13 protein-coding genes are annotated in these 18520 nt (G+C 46.0%); 9 read left to right on the top strand and 4 right to left on the bottom strand.

Annotation, left to right across the window (positions count from 1 at the left end; translation table 11 throughout):
- Nucleotides 1–15: 15 nt before the first annotated feature.
- From QUA74_RS02200 to QUA74_RS02190, 3 genes are all read left to right on the top strand, one after another.
- Nucleotides 16–1425 (top strand): adenylate/guanylate cyclase domain-containing protein, encoded by a 1410-nt coding sequence (locus QUA74_RS02200; RefSeq protein WP_333324534.1) that lies wholly within the window; start codon nt 16–18, stop codon nt 1423–1425.
- A gap of 293 nt (nt 1426–1718) precedes the next feature.
- Nucleotides 1719–5936 (top strand): chemotaxis protein CheB, encoded by a 4218-nt coding sequence (locus QUA74_RS02195; protein ID WP_333324532.1) that lies wholly within the window; start codon nt 1719–1721, stop codon nt 5934–5936.
- A 241-nt stretch (nt 5937–6177) separates the two neighbouring features.
- On the top strand, nt 6178–6918 hold the full coding sequence (locus QUA74_RS02190) for an HAD family hydrolase (RefSeq protein WP_333324530.1): 741 nt from the start codon (nt 6178–6180) through the stop codon (nt 6916–6918).
- A gap of 46 nt (nt 6919–6964) precedes the next feature.
- Here QUA74_RS02190 and QUA74_RS02185 read toward each other — a convergent pair whose 3' ends face one another.
- Nucleotides 6965–7456, bottom strand: a complete 492-nt coding sequence (locus QUA74_RS02185) for an N-acetyltransferase family protein (RefSeq protein WP_333324529.1) — start codon at nt 7454–7456, stop codon at nt 6965–6967.
- 53 nt (nt 7457–7509) lie between these two features.
- The gene (gene tsaD / locus QUA74_RS02180; RefSeq protein ID WP_333324527.1) at nt 7510–8583 is read right to left on the bottom strand and encodes a tRNA (adenosine(37)-N6)-threonylcarbamoyltransferase complex transferase subunit TsaD; all 1074 of its coding nucleotides are present in this window, start codon (nt 8581–8583) and stop codon (nt 7510–7512) included.
- 330 nt (nt 8584–8913) lie between these two features.
- On the opposite strand from tsaD, the gene QUA74_RS02175 reads away from it, so the two are divergent.
- The 5 genes from QUA74_RS02175 to QUA74_RS02155 all read left to right on the top strand — a co-directional run bounded on the left by QUA74_RS02175 (nt 8914) and on the right by QUA74_RS02155 (nt 12019).
- The gene (locus QUA74_RS02175; RefSeq protein WP_333324526.1) at nt 8914–9402 is read left to right on the top strand and encodes a Photosystem I reaction center subunit III; all 489 of its coding nucleotides are present in this window, start codon (nt 8914–8916) and stop codon (nt 9400–9402) included.
- 119 nt (nt 9403–9521) lie between these two features.
- Entirely contained in the window at nt 9522–9650 is a 129-nt protein-coding gene (gene psaJ / locus QUA74_RS02170; RefSeq protein ID WP_333037175.1) for a photosystem I reaction center subunit IX, read from the top strand.
- Nucleotides 9651–9888: 238 nt separating this feature from the next.
- A complete protein-coding gene (locus tag QUA74_RS02165) occupies nt 9889–10701 on the top strand; it encodes a carbon-nitrogen hydrolase family protein (protein ID WP_333324524.1) in 813 nt (270 codons plus the stop codon).
- A gap of 349 nt (nt 10702–11050) precedes the next feature.
- On the top strand, nt 11051–11569 hold the full coding sequence (gene ilvN / locus QUA74_RS02160; protein WP_039887977.1) for an acetolactate synthase small subunit: 519 nt from the start codon (nt 11051–11053) through the stop codon (nt 11567–11569).
- Between the two features lie 84 nt (nt 11570–11653).
- The gene (locus QUA74_RS02155; RefSeq protein ID WP_333324777.1) at nt 11654–12019 is read left to right on the top strand and encodes a four helix bundle protein; all 366 of its coding nucleotides are present in this window, start codon (nt 11654–11656) and stop codon (nt 12017–12019) included.
- A gap of 106 nt (nt 12020–12125) precedes the next feature.
- On the opposite strand, the gene QUA74_RS02150 is transcribed toward QUA74_RS02155, so the two are convergent.
- Both QUA74_RS02150 and QUA74_RS02145 read right to left on the bottom strand, forming a co-directional pair.
- Nucleotides 12126–15671, bottom strand: coding sequence for an EAL domain-containing protein (locus QUA74_RS02150; protein WP_333324522.1), 3546 nt, complete (start codon nt 15669–15671; stop codon nt 12126–12128).
- 190 nt (nt 15672–15861) lie between these two features.
- Entirely contained in the window at nt 15862–17088 is a 1227-nt protein-coding gene (locus QUA74_RS02145; protein ID WP_333324520.1) for a transposase, read from the bottom strand.
- Between the two features lie 91 nt (nt 17089–17179).
- On the opposite strand from QUA74_RS02145, the gene QUA74_RS02140 reads away from it, so the two are divergent.
- Nucleotides 17180–18184, top strand: coding sequence for a zinc-dependent alcohol dehydrogenase family protein (locus tag QUA74_RS02140; protein WP_333324776.1), 1005 nt, complete (start codon nt 17180–17182; stop codon nt 18182–18184).
- Nucleotides 18185–18520 lie beyond the last annotated feature (336 nt).

Below are 18520 nucleotides of genomic sequence, written 5' to 3'. Positions count from 1 at the left end.
CAAGGCAAGCGCAAAATGAACAGCGAACTTTTGAAAGAACAATTTGAACAGCTTAAAAAACGTTCCAATTCTAGCAAAGGAACGATCGACCAAATCGAAAACTGGTTAATCGGTTCCCACATTTTGCAGAGATTGCGGATTAACCCTTACTACCTAGCAGGCGATACAGTCAAGAATATTAAAAGAATTACTTCGGAATTTCTGCACGGAGTCAAAGCCGGTGTCTTCGACTTGCACTGGGATATTCACTGCCCCCACTGCAACATGATTACAGACGAATTCAAGGATTTGGCAGACACATCAGAAATGTCTTTTTGCCCAATGTGCGATCGCGAGTTTAAAATTGATTTGCTCGATCGCGTCGAAGTTACTTTTTCCCTGAACAAAAAAATCGAAGACCCGCAACTGCGGCCCGTCTGCGCTCCCCCTCCCGTACTCCAGAGCAAACTGCAACTGGTAACGCCTTTATACTGCACCGAATCCGAAACTGTCACCTTAGAAAACGGTCGATATCGCTACTGCTGTCCCCTCACTTTAGCTAAAGGGATTTTAAAGGTTGAAGGCGCAGAAACAGAAGGCATACAAGAAATTCAACTCAAACAGTTAGCCGGCCCAGATTTTGACAAACAAGAGCTAGTCGTGCGTCCCGGAAAAGTTAAGATAGAACTAACTAATACCGATCACAATTTGTCCGGGCTGATTTTGCATTCAGATGAATTGCCAGATGAATTGACATTAGAACAATTGCCCCTGCGGCTGTCAGGAATGCAACTGCTTCATCACCCGGATTATAAGCGTTTGTTCGGCGATCGAGTAATATCGGAAAGAGAGCGAGTCAAGATTCGGGCGATTACTATTATGTTTACTGATATTACCGGTTCTACCAGAATGTACGAAACGCTGGGAGATACTAAAGCTTACAATATTGTGCGCGATCATTTTGAAATTTTCTTTGAGTTTATCGAGAAATTTGGCGGTAAAGTCATTAAAACCATCGGCGATGCCGTCATGGCTTCCTTTATCAGCAACGAACAAGCCATTATGGCTGCCGCTGGTGCTGTAGCCTGTTTGAGAGAGTATAACTCCACTCGCCAACAACAAGAGTGGATTCAAGTCAGAATTGGCATTCACCGAGGTACGGCTTTGCTCGTAAATCTTAATAATTCGATCGACTATTTTGGCTCTACAGTCAACAAAGCCGCCCGCATTCAAAATCTTTCTAAAAGTGACGAAGTTTCGTTTTCTGAAGATGTTTACAGCGACCCAGCATTCTTAACAGCATTAAAAGCTGCTGGAGTCTCCGAAATTCAAAAACGAGTAGAAGATTTAAAAGGAATACAAGGCGCACAAGTCGCTTATACTGCTAGAATTAATACGGAATCAGTAATCGCGCTGTCTGCTACACTGATCCCTCTAAAAAGCTAAATAGGTAAACAAATATACCTGGTTATTGCTAGCTTCTCCTTGCGATCGCCCCAACAGCAGATAGAGTTTTCAGAGCGCGCTGATCTAATAGCTTCAAAGCTACAGCTCTTCCTTAAGCTACTTGCGTTCTGGTTGCACGTTAAGCTTTAATAAAAATAGTCAAAATTACTTAGCCACACGCTACTTGCGTGCTGGTGGCAAGTTAAGTTTTAATAAAAATAGTCAAAATTACTTAGCCACACGCTTACCAGATGTGTTTGCTGCTACATAACTGAAGTCGAGGACTTCACATCATGACTTCTGCTCAATCATCTCCCGAAAATACACCCGAATCGATCGCACCAGCCGCCCTCGACAGCGAACACTTAACCGAAACCGATGCCCCCTTTCCTATTGTTGGGATTGCCGCCTCAGCAGGAGGTTTGGAAGCATTCACGGGGTTACTGAGCCATTTACCGACTGATACGGGTATGGCGTTTGTGCTGATTCAGCATTTAGCCCCCGATCACAAAAGTCTGCTGAGCGAGATTCTCGCGAGAACGACGGAAATGCCTGTTAATGAGGTAGAAGACGGCGTAGCCGTAGAGCCCAATCAAGTCTACGTTATTCCGCCCAACACCAAGATGGTGCTATCTAAAGGCGTCCTGCAACTATCACCCCGCGAGAAGATTTATGGCAAATATATGCCGGGAGATGCGTTTTTTACCTCATTGGCGATCGATCGCGGGCACAAAGCAATCGCCGTAGTTTTATCCGGGGGAGACGGAGACGGTTCACTGGGGCTCAAGGCAATCAAAGCAGCCGGAGGCATGACTTTTGCTCAATGTCAAGACACAGCAAAATTCGATAGTATGCCGAATACCGCTGTTGCTACAGGCAATGTCGATTTCGTTCTGCCACCGGAAAAAATTGCCGAGGAACTGGGAAACTATAGTCGCAGTCCGCTTCTGACTGGCCCGCTTCCCCTGACAAAACTTGAGGAATCGCCCGAACAGGGAGATGCCCTGGCAAATATTTTTGCGCTGCTGAAATCCACCACAGGCGTTGATTTTAGCCACTACAAACCCACCACGATCGCTCGACGCATCCAGCGGCGGATGGTGTTGTACAAGCTGGAAACCTTGAATGATTACGCACAACATCTTCGAGACAATTCGGCTGAAGTCACAGCTTTGTATGAAGAAATCCTGATCCACGTTACCAGTTTCTTCCGTGACCCCGAAGCCTTTGAAAAGTTAAAAGAGCTGGTTTTCCCCACGATTACCCAAAATAAATCGGCCGAAACTCCGATTCGGATTTGGGTGGCGGGATGTTCGACAGGTGAAGAAGTTTATTCGATCGCCATTTGCTTGTTAGAGTTTTTGAGCGATCGAGTTATCCCGCCACCGATCCAGATTTTTGCCACAGACATTGGCGAACACGCGATCAACAAAGCGAGGTCTGGCGTCTACTCAGAAAACCAGATGGTAGATGTTTCACCAGAACGACGTACTCGCTTCTTTATTGCCCAAGAAGGAGGTAGCTATAGAATCAGCAAGGCAGTGCGCGAAATGTGTGTATTTGCCCGACAAAACTTAGGTAGCGACCCGCCTTTTTCCAATATCGATTTAGTTAGCTGTCGCAATGTGCTGATCTACTTGGGAGAGTCATTGCAAAAAAAAGTGATGCCCATTTTTCATTACAGTCTTAACCCAAATGGCTTTCTCTTGTTAGGCACTTCTGAGAGTACCGGAAAATTCTCATACTTGTTTACTTCAGTGGATAAAAAATCTAAAATTTATGCCAAAAAGTTGACGGCGACTCGTCCCACTTTTTCGTTTACGCCGAGTTCCTATCCCGTCGCTAAAGTACGTGAAGGGCAGGAAGTGAAGGAAAATTTGACAAATAGCTTTGATTTACAGCGAGAAACAGACCAACTGATTTTGAATCGCTATGCCCTAGCAGGTGTGGTTATCAACGAGCTCATGAACATCCTGCAAGTGCGGGGAGACATCAATCCTTACTTGAGACTGGCCTTCGGAACGGCCGACTTAAACTTGCTGACAATGGCAAGGGAAGGCTTGCTAGTTGAGCTTCGCACCGCCATTTATCACGCACAAACGCATAATGTGACCGTTAGGAAAGAAGGGGTATCGGTTGTTGAATCGGGCGGACGATCGACTATCGTCAATTTTGAGGTGATTCCGTTCCCGCCACAGGCGGTCGAAGGACGCTACTTTTTGGTGGTATTTGAAGAGGCTTCACCCACGGTGCTTAACTTCAGCACTCTCCCTTTTGAAAGCTTCGAGCAAGCTGATTTAGTGCGCGAAGTTGAGCTACTGAGGCAGGCACTTGCAACTGCTTACCAAGAAAAAACTGCGGTTCAAGCGCAACTGCAAGCGGTGATCCAGGAACAGGAAAATCTCAACCAAGACATCAAAGTTGCGAACGAAGAAATCCTATCGAGCAACGAGGAGTTGCAAAGCACCAACGAGGAGTTAGAAACTGCCAAAGAAGAGATTCAAGCCACTAACGAGGAACTCACTACCACTAACGAGGAACTTCGCAACCGAAATATTGAACAAAGCCTGGTCAATAACGATCTGATAAATTTGCTTTCCAGTATCAATATCCCTATCTTAATGCTGACAAACGATTTACAGATTCGACGCTTTACGCCAACGGCACAGGAAATTTTTAGTGTGATTCCCACAGATGTTGGACGGCCTTTTAGCGACATCCGCTCAACTCTGAACGTTCCCGACTTGGAACAGATGATTTTGGAGGTGATTGATACTCTCCAGACTAAAGAACAAGAAGTTGAAACTTTATCGGGATATTGGTACAACCTCCGCATTCGTCCTTACCGGACAACGGAAAACCAGATTGACGGTGTGGTGATGGTTTTGCTCGATATTGATGCTCTTAAACGCAGTGCCAGAACCTTGGAGGAAGCCCGAAATTATGCTGAAACCATTGTGGAAACTGTGCAAACGCCTTTAGTCGTCCTAGATGCTAATTTCCGAGTGAATAAAGCAAATCGATCGTTTTATGAAATGTTTCAGGTTTCACCGTCAGAAACAGCAAAATCGTCGCTGTTTGAGCTAGGCAACGGGCAGTGGAATATTCCCCAACTGCGATCGATATTGGAAGATATTCTGCTTAGTAATGTTCAGCTTCAAAACTTTGAGTTGGATCACCTGTTTGAGCAGATCGGGATCAAAACTATGCTGCTGAATGCTTGTAAACTTGAACGAGAAGACCAGGCTTTAATGATTCTGTTGTCGATCGAGGATATCACTGAGCGCAAGCAGTTTGAGATAGAGCGATCGGAGTTATTGCAGCAGGAACAGTTGGCCCGCCAACAGGCAGAAACCGCTAACCGTGCTAAAGATGAATTTCTCGCGAATCTCTCCCACGAACTCCGCAATCCCCTGACTCCGATCATGGGATGGGCACAAGTCCTGCGCTCCGGCAAGCTTAAGGAAGCAGCCGCTAATCGCGCTCTAGAGGTGATCGAGCGCAGCGCGAGGACGCAATCTCAGTTAATCGAAGATCTCCTGGATATTTCTCGGATTACCAACGGCAAGCTCGCTCTTAATATCCATGTGATCGATCTGGTTGTGGTGGTGGGAGCTGCGATCGATGTGGTTCAATTATCAGCCTCCGCAAAAAATATTCAAATTGTTTCGGAGTTGAGTGGTGCGACTGTTTTAGGTGATTTTGCTCGCTTGCAGCAAGTTGTGTGGAATCTTTTGTCTAATGCCCTTAAGTTTACTCCTGAGGGGGGACGAGTGGAAGTCACGCTGGCAGCGATCGATAATCACGCTCAACTTCGAGTTAGCGACACGGGAAAAGGCATTGGGGCAGAATTCTTGCCGTATATTTTCGATCGTTTCCATCAAGGCGATTCCAGCAGCACCAAGGCTAATCAAGGGCTGGGATTGGGTTTGTCGATCGTGCGTCATCTGGTAGAATTGCACGGAGGAACGGTGCAAGCGGATAGTCCGGGTGAGGAACAAGGAACTACAATGACTCTGAGATTGCCGTTGCGATCGTTGCCTGTCGAGTTGACATCGCCGCTCAATTTAAAGTCAAGTGTTTTGGTAGGGCCTTTAAACCCCTCAAAGGACATCGTTCCCTCTCTCGAAGGCTTGCACATCTTAGCTGTGGACGATCGGATCGATACCCGGGAGCTCTTAGAATTTGTGCTCGAAAGCTACGGGGCTGAGGTTTTAACAGTTGCATCTGCCAGAAGTGCGATCGATGCTTTGACTGAGAATCCCGGCCGATATGACGTGCTAATCTCCGATATCGGAATGCCAGAGAAAGATGGGTATTTCTTAATTCGAGAAGTGCGAGCTCTTGCTGCGGAAGCCGGAGGAGAAATCCCTGCCGCTGCACTGACTGCTTATGTGAGCGATAAAGAACGGCAAAGGGCGATCGAAGCTGGTTTTCAAACGCATATTGCCAAGCCTGTCCAGCCCGTTCAACTAGCATTAACCGTTGCCAATTTAGCGGGAAGATTTTAGTGTGTTGATTGTAGGGACACAACAATGTTGTGCCCTAATTTTGTAGGCACACAACAAGATTCATCTCCCGAAAAGCCTGTTTTGAACAGGCAAGATGCCTGTTCCACAATAATTATTGGAGATGTCTAATGTTGTATCAAGATTTTGTAGGAACACAACGATCGCGAGCCACTAATAATTGCCAAAAATAGCGCAATATGGGAAGATAGAAAACCATATAAAAATTACGGAGTTATGATTCTTGGTAACTATTAAATGTCGGGGCATTACCTTCTCAAATATCGAAGCCATAATTTTTGACAAAGACGGCACTCTAGAGGATTCTCAGGAGTTTTTGAGATTGTTGGGGATTAAGCGAGCCCGCCTCGCAGACGCTCAAATTCCGGGCGTTGGAGAGCCTTTACAAATGGCTTTCGGCATCGAAGGCGGCAGCATTGACCCCACGGGTTTGCTAGCAGTCGGTAGTCGCAGGGAAAATGAGATTGTTGCAGCGGGATACATCGCGGAAACCGGCAGGGGATGGTTGGAATCTTTAACTATTGCGCGCCGCGCTTTTGACGAAGCCGACGAAATGTTTAAAAATAGTGCTGTTTCTCCTTTATTTGTCGGCAGTTTGGAAGTGCTGAAATATCTTTCGGAAGCGGGTTTAAAACTGGGAATTCTTTCGGCGGCTACGACGGCTGTGGTGCAAAAATTTGTGAAACACCACGCATTAGCCGAGTGGATTCAGTTAGAAATGGGAGTGGATTCCACGCTTCATAAACCCGACCCGAAATTGTTTCTGCAAGCTTGTGAGAAACTCGGAGTAAATCCCGCAGCAACTTTGATGGTGGGAGATTCAGCGGGCGATATTCAGATGGGTAAAAATGCGGGCGCGGCTGGCTGTATCGGGATTTGCTGGGGAAATGCCCAGGTTAGTCATTTGGAAAAAGCTGATGTGGCGATCGCATCTTTGGATGAAATTACAATTTTAGCAGATTGAGCAAACATCACATCAATTCCGGTGGCCCCGGAATTGATATCAGTTCCTACAGACAACGCAAACCCAGAATTACGACATCTCTTTCAACGCCGTCAAGTTCGGCAACTTGTGGCAGATATCCCCACCGCTGAAAGCCCAATTTCTCAAACAACCTTACACTCGGCTGATTGTGAGCAAAAATTATGCCTATGAGAGTTTTAAGGTTCAATTCTGGACTTTGGACAATTGCCGATTGCAATAATTTTTGTCCGATTCCGCAGCGTTGGCGATCGGGTGCGACGTAGATGCTAACTTCTGCTGTATGCTGATAGGCGGCGCGTCCGTAGAAAAGCTGAAAACTCAGCCAGCCAAGAATATTTTCTTCTGATTCAATTACCCAAATCGGCCAGGAATTGGGGGAGTGTTCTCTGTACCACGCGAGGCGGCTTTCGACTGAGACTGGTTTTAAATCTGCTGTGGCCATTCTGCCGGGTATTGCTGCGTTGTATATTTGGACAATTGCTGGCAAATCGCTTTCTACTGCGTCGCGGATTTTCATCGTTGGGTTGACTGTTAACTGTTGACTGTTGACTGTTGACTAATAACTAATGACTAATGACTCTTGTACAGTTCCATAATATCGCTGACAGCCATTCTTGAATTTGCTCCCAAAGTCAGCGGTGATGTGTGTCCTCGCTGCAAGTGTTCTGCCGCCGCACAGCCGATCATTGCTGCGTTGTCGGTACAATATTTTAATGGGGGAAACAATACTCGCAAGTTGTTTTTGGCTGCTGCTGCTTGTAAATGTTTTCGCAGTCCGCTGTTTGCTGCAACTCCGCCGCCGACTACAATAGTGCTAAGCCCGAAATTTACGGCGCAGTCGATCGCTCTTTTTGTTAAACTCTTAGCTACAGTTTCCTGAAAGCTGGCCGCAATATCATTAATTGTAGAGGCAGACAAAATACCTTCGCTACTCACATTGTTACTTTGTTTTTTGAGTTTCTGCACTAACTGCAAAACTGCTGTTTTCAACCCACTAAAACTGCTGTCGTAGGGATGATAGCCGCCTCCCGGCAGCGAAATTCTGCCTTCTGGTAGGGGGTATGCTTGGGGATTGCCAAGGGCGGCCAATTTGTCAATCAGCGGCCCGCCGGGATATCCTAGCTGCAACAGTCTCGCGACTTTATCAAAAGCTTCGCCGGCGGCGTCGTCTCGTGTTTGTCCTACAGTTTCGTAAACGCCACAATCTTTGACGTAAATAAAGCTAGTATGTCCCCCGGAAACTAACAAACACAAAAACGGTGGCTGCAAGTCGGGTTCGGTAAGGTAAGAAGCGTAGATGTGCCCTTCGAGGTGGTGGACGCCTAAAAAAGGTTTTTGATGGACTATTGCCAAGCTTTTCGCCGCTGTCAGCCCGACTAACAATGCGCCTACTAAACCGGGGGCACAAGTCGCTGCAATCCCGTCAATTTCTGACCAACTCAGGTTTGCTTCACCGAGACACTGGGCAATTACCTGATTTAGCATTTCTAGGTGACTCCGCGAAGCCACTTCCGGCACTACTCCGCCAAACTGCTCGTGGATTTTAATTTGTGATGCTACAACATTGCTGCAAACTTGACGATTCTTAACAATCGCTGCTGCTGTTTCGTCACAACTTGTTTCGATCGCGAAAATGGTTGCCATTAACTGGTAATTTTATTTGATAGGTTAGTTATTGCTAGCTTAACTAATTCGGCGCAAGTCCCCCGCTCTACCTGTACTCAGGTTATTGTTAAGGGATTTTTGCCTGATCGACAGGTAAGGTCATCATCTGATGCAAGGAAGGAATATCCTCGCGGTATTGCTAGCTCAGCATTGACCTATGAAAACGCGAATCCCTCATTCTATTGGGCTTTGCCGCATCACTGATGGATACTTTAGACTGTCAACAAATGCGGTAATCTGGATTCGCGATCGGCAAGTTGAAATGCTTGTACAAAAACTTATTGTTTTGTAACAAAAGGAAACAATTCCATGCGACGATTGTTTGCTGCAATTTTAGTGTTGAGTGTCTGGTTCAGTTTTGCTCCAGTTGCTTCGGCTTACAATTTAGTGCCGTGCAAAGACTCTCCCGAATTCAAGGAACTGGCTAAAAATGCACGTTCTACCAATGGCGACCCCGCATCTGCGAAAGCAAGATTCGAGCGCTATTCTCAAGCTATGTGCGGCCCGGAAGGATACCCGCACTTAATCGTAGACGGCAACTTGAGCAAAGCAGGGGACTTTTTGATTCCTAGCATACTGTTCTTGTATATGGCAGGTTGGATTGGTTGGGTCGGCCGTTCTTATCTGCAAGTTACCAAAAAATCAGCAACTCCAGAGGAAAAAGAGATTATTATCGACGTTCCTTTGGCAATCAAATGTATGCTGAGTGGCGTTTTATGGCCTCTGGCAGCTCTCACATCCATCACCAGCGGTGAAATGTTTGCGAAGGACGACGAAATTACGGTTTCCCCCCGCTAAAATTGGGAAATGGAGAAGAGCTAATAGCTAACAGTTAAGTAATTAACTAGAAATTAGCAATTAGCGCGCTAGATTGATCGGCAATTACCAACTGTCTCGAATTTTCAGGAGCAGAATTCATGCAATACTTTGTCAAGTTTCTTTCGACAGCACCAGTATTGGCTATCCTTTGGATATCTATTCAAGCTGCGGCTTTAATTGAATTTAACCGCTTTTTCCCCGACCTGCTTTTCCATCCAATGCCTTAAGATTTGAGGGAACTTAGGTTGCAAAACCTAGGAGGTAAAAGCTGAGAGTTTTGATTTTTGAATTATGAGTTACAGGTTAATTTAAAACTCAAATATCAAAACTCTCACACCATACCAGTTAGTGCAAAACCAGCGCCTAAATGGGTAAAAGCCAAGGATATAAACTATTTAGTTATCAAATTAGTTCCCAATGACTAATGGCTAATGACTAATGACTAATGACTAATATTGTGAATCGATGAAGTCTTATCTCGCCGCAGCAATTCAAATGACTAGCTTGCCTGACCTGCAAAAAAATTTGGTTCAGGCAGAGGAATTAATCGACCTGGCAGTGCGTCGGGGTGCCGAGTTAGTTTCCTTACCAGAAAATTTCTCGTTTATGGGAGAAGAGGAGGAAAAGATTGCTTTTTCAGAGGAGATCGGACTCCAAAGCGAAAAATTCCTCAAAACGATGGCCCAACGGTTCCAGGTAACGATTCTGGGTGGCGGGTTTCCCGTGCCGACGGAGGGGGGGAAGGTATACAATACCTCTTTGCTGGTAGACCCAAACGGCACTGAAGTGGCAAGGTACAGAAAAGTACATTTGTTCGATGTGGATGTTCCCGACGGCATTACTTACAGGGAATCGAACACTGTGAAAGCTGGTGAAGATTTGCCACCGGTTTATGTGTCGCCGGAGTTGGGGACGCTGGGACTTTCGGTGTGCTATGACGTGCGGTTCCCGGAAGTGTACAGGCATTTGTCGTACAAGGGGGCTGATATTTTGTTCGTGCCGGCGGCGTTTACTGCTTACACTGGCAAGGATCACTGGAAGGTTTTGTTGCAAGCTAGGGCGATCGAGAATACTTGTTATATGATTGCCCCTGCACAAACTGGCCGCCACTACGGCCGCCGTCAAACTCACGGTCACGCGATGATTATAGACCCTTGGGGTGTGGTTTTGGCTGATGCTGGAGAGGAACCGGGTGTGGCGATCGCAGAAATTAATCCCGATCGACTAGAACAAGTCCGCCGCCAAATGCCGTCGCTGCAACACCGGGTTTTTATTTGAAGGAAGTTTGAGATCCAATGGGTCTCAAACTTTCAGTCCCCGTCAGCGACAAGACCTGAAAAATTTTTATTCGCTCAAGTAATTGTGTACGTTCGTACACAAAAAACTTAGATGGTGTGGGTGCGATCGACAACAATAAGCGGGTGGGGGCGGATTTACGCTGATCTATGAGTGATATTGTCGATCGGACGTGACTCTGGCCCCGACAGCTTCATATATTGTTTTTTCCCGGAGATGAACGGCCAATAACTCGCGATAAAATGTCTAAGGCAGGTTCAATGGGCGTGCACTTCTGCTTAAAGGCGAATTGGCGAAAGTAGAATTGCACGAAATGCGTCTTTTTGGAGAAATGAAACACACTCTTTCGGTTTTAGTTGAAGATGAAGCGGGTGTCCTCACTCGAATTGCTGGTTTGTTTGCCCGTCGGGGTTTTAATATTGAAAGTCTGGCCGTTGGCCCGGCGGAACAAGGGGGAGTGTCTCGGATTACGATGGTTGTACCGGGAGATGACCAAATTATCGAGCAATTGACAAAGCAACTGTACAAGTTGATTAACGTGCTTAAAGTTCAGGATATAACGGAAATTCCCTGTGTGGAACGGGAGTTGATGTTGCTGAAAGTTAATGCAGCTAGCGGGACGCGATCGGAGATAATTGAGTTAGCTCAAATTTTTAGAGCGCGAGTTGTGGATATTGGTGATGATACGCTGACATTGGAAGTTGTCGGAGATCCCGGTAAAATGGTGGCGATCGTCCAGGTTCTGAATAGATTTGGGATTAAGGAAATTGCTCGTACGGGGAAAATTGCCCTGACGCGGGAGTCGGGGGTAAATACTGAGTTTCTCAAGTCTTTGGAAGCGAAACTTTAAGGAAGTTGACGGTTGACGGTTGACTGTTGACTGTTGACTGTTGACTGTTGGCTGTTGGCTGTTGACTATGTTAAAGGAGCTAAGATGGAAAGCTTCCAACAGCTAAGAGTTTATCAATTAGCTGAAAAAATATCAAATGAAATATGGTTTATTGTTAAAAAATGGGACGACTTTGCGAAGGATACGATGGGCAAACAAATAGTGCGATCGCCTGATAGTGTTGGTGCTAATATTGCAGAAGGACATGGACGCTATAGCTGCCAAGATAATCAGCGTTTTGTTAAAATTGCCAGAGGCTCCTTAAACGAAACAAGACACTGGTTAAGACTTGACGGAGCTCGAAATCTTTTAACTCAAGAACAGAGCGATCGCCTGCATCCCTTATTAAATGAACTTTCACCCAAACTAAATGCTTATCTTAACTCACTAAAACAAAAACCCAAAGGTTAACAGTCAACAGCCAACCGTCAACAGTCAACCGTCAACAGTCAACCGTCAACCGTCAACAGTCAACCGTCAACCGTCAACAGCCAACAGTCAACCGTCAACAGTAAAATTACCATTTAGGTTGACTTTCTATCAAAAGTGTGGCTGCGATGCTGTCTATCGGCTTTGAGAAAAAGTAGCCTTGTCCGTATTCGCATTGCAGCGCTCTGAGTAAATTAAGCTGTTCGCTGGTTTCGATTCCTTCCGCAATTACATCCATGCCTAAATGACTGGCTAAAATTAAAATAGTCTGTACAATCGCTTCGTTGCCTTCATCTTCAGTCATGCGGCTGACAAAAGCTCGATCGATTTTTAAAGCATCAGTTGGAAAAGTGTGCAGGCGACTCAAAGAAGAATAGCCAGTGCCGAAATCGTCAATATATAATTGAATTTCTAATTTTTTCAATTCCGCGAGGATAGCGACTGCTGATTCGGCATTTTCCATGATGACTCCTTCAGTAATTTCTAACTTTAAAGTACGCGGGTCAAGCTGAGTTTCTTGTAAAATTTCGCGAATGCGATCGATTAAATCCGGTTGTTTAAATTGTTGATTAGAAAGGTTGACGCTGACAGTCAACGGCGGATTTGCTGGGAATTTGTGGTGCCACTCGTGGATCTGATGACAAGCCGATCGCATCATCCACCAGCCCATAGGTATAATCAATCTAGTTTCTTCAGCTACTAAAATAAACTCGCCGGGAGATACGACACCCCGCTGCGGGTGATACCACCGTATCAGCGCTTCAAAACCGCTGATTTTACCAGTAACTAGAGAGACGATAGGCTGATAGTAAAGCTGAAATTCCTGGGAGTCTAAAGCGCGTCGCAGGTCGTTTTCGAGTTGCAAAAGGGCGACGGCGCGAGTGTGCATACTTAAGTCAAAAACTTCGTGGCGAGCTTTGCCCAATCCCTTAGCATGATACATGGCAGCATCTGCATCTCGGAGCAGTTCTTCAGGCCGATCGTACAATACGGACAACGGGACATTGGGAACAGGAGAGTCGGAAGATAAGCAAGACAAAGAATTTTCCCGATCGATATTTCCCAGATTTTCGGGACTCGACAGTTTGCTGGTTTCCCTTGGATACGAAGGTAAACCAGAACAAACAATCCCAATGCTAGCACTGGTAAAAACTTGATATTCGTTAAGGTAAAAAGGCTCTGCCAGTTCCGCTTGCACTCGTTCCGCAATCTGGATCGCATCCTCAGTGCTTTTGATATTTTCCAACAAAATAGCGAATTCGTCGCCACCGAGACGTGCAACGGTATCTCCAGCGCGCAAACAGATTCCCAGGCGCTGCGCGATCGCGATCAGCAACCTATCGCCCACTAAATGCCCCAAACTGTCGTTAACAACCTTAAAGCGATCAAGATCGATAAACAGCACCGCAAACAAAATCTCGGGGCGGCGTTTTGAAAGATCGATCGCGTGTCCCAAGCGATCCATAAATAAAGATCGGTTGGGCAAACCAGTTAGCATATCGTGCAAAGCATCGTGTACTAACTTATCTTCGGCTATTTTGCGGAGGGTGATATCCTCGACAGTGCCTTCGTAGTAAAGTAAATTTCCGTCAGGGTCGCGAACTGCCCGGCCGTTCTCGGAAACCCAGATAGTAGTGCCGTCAGCGCGGTAAACTTGGGACTCGAACTCAGACACAAAACCGTGTTTTTCGATCGCGCGCAAAAACTCGACGCGGCGCTTGGGATCGAGGTAAAGTTGGCGGTCTATGTCTTGGATATTCGCGATCAATTCGGCTGCCGACTCGTAGCCGTAAATTCTCGCCAAAGCAGGGTTAGCGCTGAGGTAGCGCCCGTCAGGCGTTATCTGGAAAATGCCTTCGATCGCATTTTCAAAGATACTGCGGTATTTCTCTTCGGCCTGTTGCAGGGCGAATTCTGCCTGCTTGCGATCTGTGATATCGGTCAACGTGCCGAGATAGCCTAGAACTTCACCACTTTTGGTCATTTCTGGCACTGCTTGCGAAAAGACCCAGGTGGTGAAGTCACCGTTGCAAAAACGGTACTCTAAGTTACAGGGCAACTTATCTGTGACAGCGCGATACCACTGGCTCAAAACACGCTCGCGGTCTTCGGGATGCAAACTTTGCGCCCAACCTTCGCCTAGTGCCTTAGGCACAGTCAGTCCCGCCATCTCCAAAAATCGCTCATTGACGTACAAGCACTCTCCAGTAGCGTCGGCGCGGAAAATCCCGACCGGCAGTATTTTTGCCAAGGTGTAATAGCGGTATTCGCTTTCTAGCAGCGCGCTGGCTGCTACTTTAGTCTCTGTGATGTCAAACATTGCGCCTTGAAGGATGACAGACTTGCTTGCTTGATCGCGAACTGCGGTCGCTTGATCGCGGAACCAGACGACTCGGCCGTTGCGGGCGATCGCGCGGTATTCTGAAACCAGCGACCCCTCGCAGAAGATATCTTCTCCATCGGTGAATTTCTGTGTAGCGTTTTCAACTAACACGCGGTCACGGTCTTCTGGGTGAACGAGTTTCAGCCACAGGTCGGGATCGGCTCTCCATTCAGCTACAGAATAACCTAGAAAAGTCTCGATTTGCGGGCTGATGTAAAGTTTGGCAGCCGTGCGGTTGAGGGGAGAAATGTAGGTGACAGCCGGCATTTGTTCTACCAGGGCGCAGTATTTCGCTTCTACAGTGGACAGTGCTGCTTCTAGGCGCTGCCGCTCTAATTCGGCGGCTGCCCGTCCCGCAAAGATGCTGAGAATTAATCGGAATTTGGCAAGATGTGCTTCGACCAGAGGTCGATCGTGGAAAATACAAATAATGCCTAAAGGTTCGCCGTAAGAGTTTTTCAGCAAGACTCCCAGGAAACTGCGCGCACCTGTAACTACCGGTCTGCGGTCTTCTGGAAAGGTTTCCCAGAGGTTGTCGGGACAGGAATACATTCCCGCCTCCAGCACCCGCGCTTCGGGAGTATTGGCGGTGTCACACTCAAAGTTTGGCTGCTGCTGTCCGTCGCTCCAAAAACTGATAAGTTGCAATCTATCGGCAGCAGCATCGCTGCGTGCCTTCGACTTAATCGATTTGGCAGCGACGGCGGTGCGAACTCCGAGTGCTGAGGCTAAGTGGCAAACTAAGGCATCAAAGAATTCTGCTCCCCCCGGCGAATCAGTACCTGCTAGGATTTCGCCCAACAAATCTTCCTCTAATTGCGCGAAACCATTAACTTTGGGAGGATTCTCGGCATTTGGGCGATCAAGATTTTCCCCCATCGAATCCGAAATGCTCAGACTTAGGGTTTTGCAGGTTCGAGGCCCCACAAGATGCGAAGAATTCACAGTTAGGCACTGTTGCTTGGCGAAGAATACAGCGCGGCCCATACCTAAAACTTTATCCAAGAAGCTGTTAGTTGCCGGCCACTGATGTGAGTTCGGGAAAATCAAAAAGTTTTTCCGCATTTTCAATCCCGCGGATAAATCCTCGGCCTTTAATTCTCCCAACTGCCGTTGCTCGTGGGCTAGCGGTAGACTAGATAGCCTTCGGTGCCGCTTGAGATAAATCGCGGACACCAAGCCTAAAGTCGCCGATAATCCCAGAAGATATGCAAGAATCTCAAAGTAAAAAAATAAATCTAGATCGAACATCGATTAGCACCGCTCGACAATTGTTGTAGTTATCTGAAGCCAATCTATTTAAAAATAACTAAGTATCGTCACGGATGGGTAACGAATACAAGGTTAGAGCGCCGTGAAGGCGACAAGAGAGTTAACAGTTCACAAAAAACCGGGCCATACTTGAGATTACCAAACTTTATGTTGGTCTTTTCGTACAGGATCAACCCGTACAGGTGAAACTAAAAACACATATATACGGTTGTAGCACTCCTCTAAGAGAAGTTAAGGGTGAGTTTACGTTTACTTTTGTAAGCATATTTAACGCTGCATTCACATCAGCATTAATCCTACTTTCATTGAAAGACCGAAACCACTCACATTTACCTTTATTACCCTGGTAAGACTCTTGCTTACCGACAGGCTCTAAATCCAAAAAACTGCACTTATTTGTATAAGATGCTTGTGTAACTATTACCTTGATACCGACTAACTCAGCTTTGTAAGTAATAAATTTGACGAGCTGGGTATAAGGAACCACCACAAAACTCTGATGCTTTTTTTCTAATTTTATCTTTTGTTCACCCCTCACACTTGTGCCAATAATTAACTGGATTGTTTTATCATCCACCAACCGCTTGACAATCAAACTGCTGGTTTGATGAAAGTAGTTTTCTAATCGCTTGTTTCGCTTCAAGGTGATTTGCTGGATTTGGCGCGTGGTATATTTTCCCTTGTCAAGTTTTGACAGTAAAAATGCTCGGCGCTTATTGAAACGCTGATTGATTGATTTGAGATGTTTTTTATCATAGATAGTTGGAGTAAATGTTGGCTTATTGGATGCCAAAGCTACGAGCCGATCAATCCCTAAATCTATACCTGTTCGGAGGTGGTAATTTAAATCCACCAACCTTACAGGCTTTTGATTTGCAGCCTCAACAAAGTAGATCGCTGTTGCAAAACGTCTCCTTACCTGGATGACATTTTGGGCTTTTGTAGAAATTATTATGTCATTTTGAAATAAATGAAGTAGTCCATTGTTTTTTTTACCTACCCTTTTTTCTATGGATTGGTTATTATGACTTAATAATTGACTTCCCCAGATTTTATGTTTGTATTGGGGGAGGTTCGGGAAGAATGAAAATAAACGTAGATCTCGATCATAAGCTATTCTGGATTTTGGGCAACACTCCCCATCACAAACAACTTGTTTGAGAACTAAATTGCTAACTTTAGTAGGTAATGATTGAGAGAACTCTATAGGTTGTACGATGGTAGATAAGTGTTTGAACATTCTATTGCCACCAACTTTAGATCCAGAATTAAAAAAGTGTTTACTCATATAATATTGACCACGATCGTAGAGATTTATGGACAGAAACGATAACTCCTCAAACTGTTTATAAAACTGCCGCTGCCGAGCTACGTAAGGCCTTTTACCAACAATCATAAACTTTGGGATAAACAAAAAGTTTTTTGTTGCTTTGGTAAGCAATATACAATAAAGTCTAGGGATTATCTGATCTAGTGTAACACCCATGATGAAAGCGATCATTTTTCAAACCCCCGGAAGCCCATCCGTATTGAAACTGCAAGATATCCCCGCGCCTACTATACAAACAGAAACTGAAGTTTTGGTAAGGTTGCGAGCGGCGGGGATTAATCCGATAGATACTAAGTTGCGATCGCGCGGCACTTTTTACCCCGAGAAAACTCCTCACGTTTTGGGGTGCGACGGTGCTGGAGTCGTAGAGGCTGTCGGTGATGGTGTGCAAAGTTACCAAGTGGGAGACGAAGTTTTTTTCTGCAATGGCGGTTTGGGCGGGTCGATCGGTACTTATGCTGAGTTTGCCGTTGTAGACGAACGCTTTCTCGCCCTCAAGCCTGCTGCTTTAAGTTTTGCTGAGGCGGCGGCGGCACCGTTAGTTTTAATTACAGCTTGGGAATCGCTGTACGATCGAGGGCGCTTGCAAGCCGGCCAAAAAGTGCTGGTTCAAGCTGGTGCCGGCGGTGTCGGCCACGTCGCGGTACAGTTAGCGAAGTTGCAGGGTGCAGAGGTTTGCACGACTGTTAGTTCTGAGGAAAAAGCCAATTTTGTCAAGCACCTAGGTGCAGATTCAGTTATTTTATACAAAAATACCAATGTTGTCGATGAGGTTTTGACTTGGACTCAAGGACAAGGAGTTGATTTGGCTTTCGATACAGTTGGGGGAGAAACTTTTTACCAAACTATTCCGGCTGTGAAGATTTATGGAGATTTGGTAACAATTTTGGAACCCGATCCGGCTTTGGGCAACTTGAAAACAGCGAGAATGCGGAATCTGAGAATTAGTCTGGAATTAATGTTAACACCGATGCTGGAAGGTTTGGTGGAGGAACAGGAACAGCAGGCTCACATTTTGCAGAAGTGTGCTCGTTTGTGCGATCGCAACTTGCTAAAAATTCACGTCAGCAAAACTTTCCCTCTCGAAGAAGCGCGAGCCGCTCACGAACTGTTAGAAACAGGCTCAGTAACTGGTAAAATAGTGCTTGAAATTGGGGTTTAAAAATGCGGCTGGTTAAAATTGCGGGTTGAAGAATCGCAGCCGATTAAGAATTGCGGGCGATTTCAAGAGACTGTTGGCGAATTTAAAAAGGGTGAAACAAAACATCCCATAATCATCGCAGGAGAGCTAAAGCAATCCTTGCAGGAGTCGTAAACTTTTTACCCCACCCCAACCCTCCCCGAACCCAAGGGGAGGGAGCAAGAAATTGACAAATGATTTAGGATTGCTATATACAGCGTATTCCAGGTTTATGAAATACACTGTATATCAAATCCGTTGGCATCGGAATGATTCATCTGTCTCTTCCGTTTCTCTGTATCCTCTGCGCCCTCTGCG

The organism is Microcoleus sp. LAD1_D3, assembly GCF_036702135.1.
Classification (GTDB): domain Bacteria; phylum Cyanobacteriota; class Cyanobacteriia; order Cyanobacteriales; family Microcoleaceae; genus Microcoleus.
Note: the sequence above shows the minus strand (reverse complement) of the source record. Positions and strands in the feature narration are given on the sequence as shown.

What these genes read in the sequence shown, in the direction of transcription:
- QUA74_RS02200 (WP_333324534.1), top strand. Translation starts at nt 16, where the DNA reads ATGAACAGCGAACTTTTGAAAGAACAATTTGAACAGCTTAAAAAACGT.
- QUA74_RS02195 (WP_333324532.1), top strand. Translation starts at nt 1,719, where the DNA reads ATGACTTCTGCTCAATCATCTCCCGAAAATACACCCGAATCGATCGCA.
- QUA74_RS02185 (WP_333324529.1), bottom strand. Translation starts at nt 7,456, where the DNA reads ATGAAAATCCGCGACGCAGTAGAAAGCGATTTGCCAGCAATTGTCCAA.
- tsaD (WP_333324527.1), bottom strand. Translation starts at nt 8,583, where the DNA reads ATGGCAACCATTTTCGCGATCGAAACAAGTTGTGACGAAACAGCAGCA.
- QUA74_RS02175 (WP_333324526.1), top strand. Translation starts at nt 8,914, where the DNA reads ATGCGACGATTGTTTGCTGCAATTTTAGTGTTGAGTGTCTGGTTCAGT.
- psaJ (WP_333037175.1), top strand. Translation starts at nt 9,522, where the DNA reads ATGCAATACTTTGTCAAGTTTCTTTCGACAGCACCAGTATTGGCTATC.
- QUA74_RS02165 (WP_333324524.1), top strand. Translation starts at nt 9,889, where the DNA reads ATGAAGTCTTATCTCGCCGCAGCAATTCAAATGACTAGCTTGCCTGAC.
- ilvN (WP_039887977.1), top strand. Translation starts at nt 11,051, where the DNA reads ATGAAACACACTCTTTCGGTTTTAGTTGAAGATGAAGCGGGTGTCCTC.
- QUA74_RS02155 (WP_333324777.1), top strand. Translation starts at nt 11,654, where the DNA reads ATGGAAAGCTTCCAACAGCTAAGAGTTTATCAATTAGCTGAAAAAATA.
- QUA74_RS02150 (WP_333324522.1), bottom strand. Translation starts at nt 15,671, where the DNA reads ATGTTCGATCTAGATTTATTTTTTTACTTTGAGATTCTTGCATATCTT.
- QUA74_RS02145 (WP_333324520.1), bottom strand. Translation starts at nt 17,088, where the DNA reads ATGATTGTTGGTAAAAGGCCTTACGTAGCTCGGCAGCGGCAGTTTTAT.
- QUA74_RS02140 (WP_333324776.1), top strand. Translation starts at nt 17,180, where the DNA reads ATGAAAGCGATCATTTTTCAAACCCCCGGAAGCCCATCCGTATTGAAA.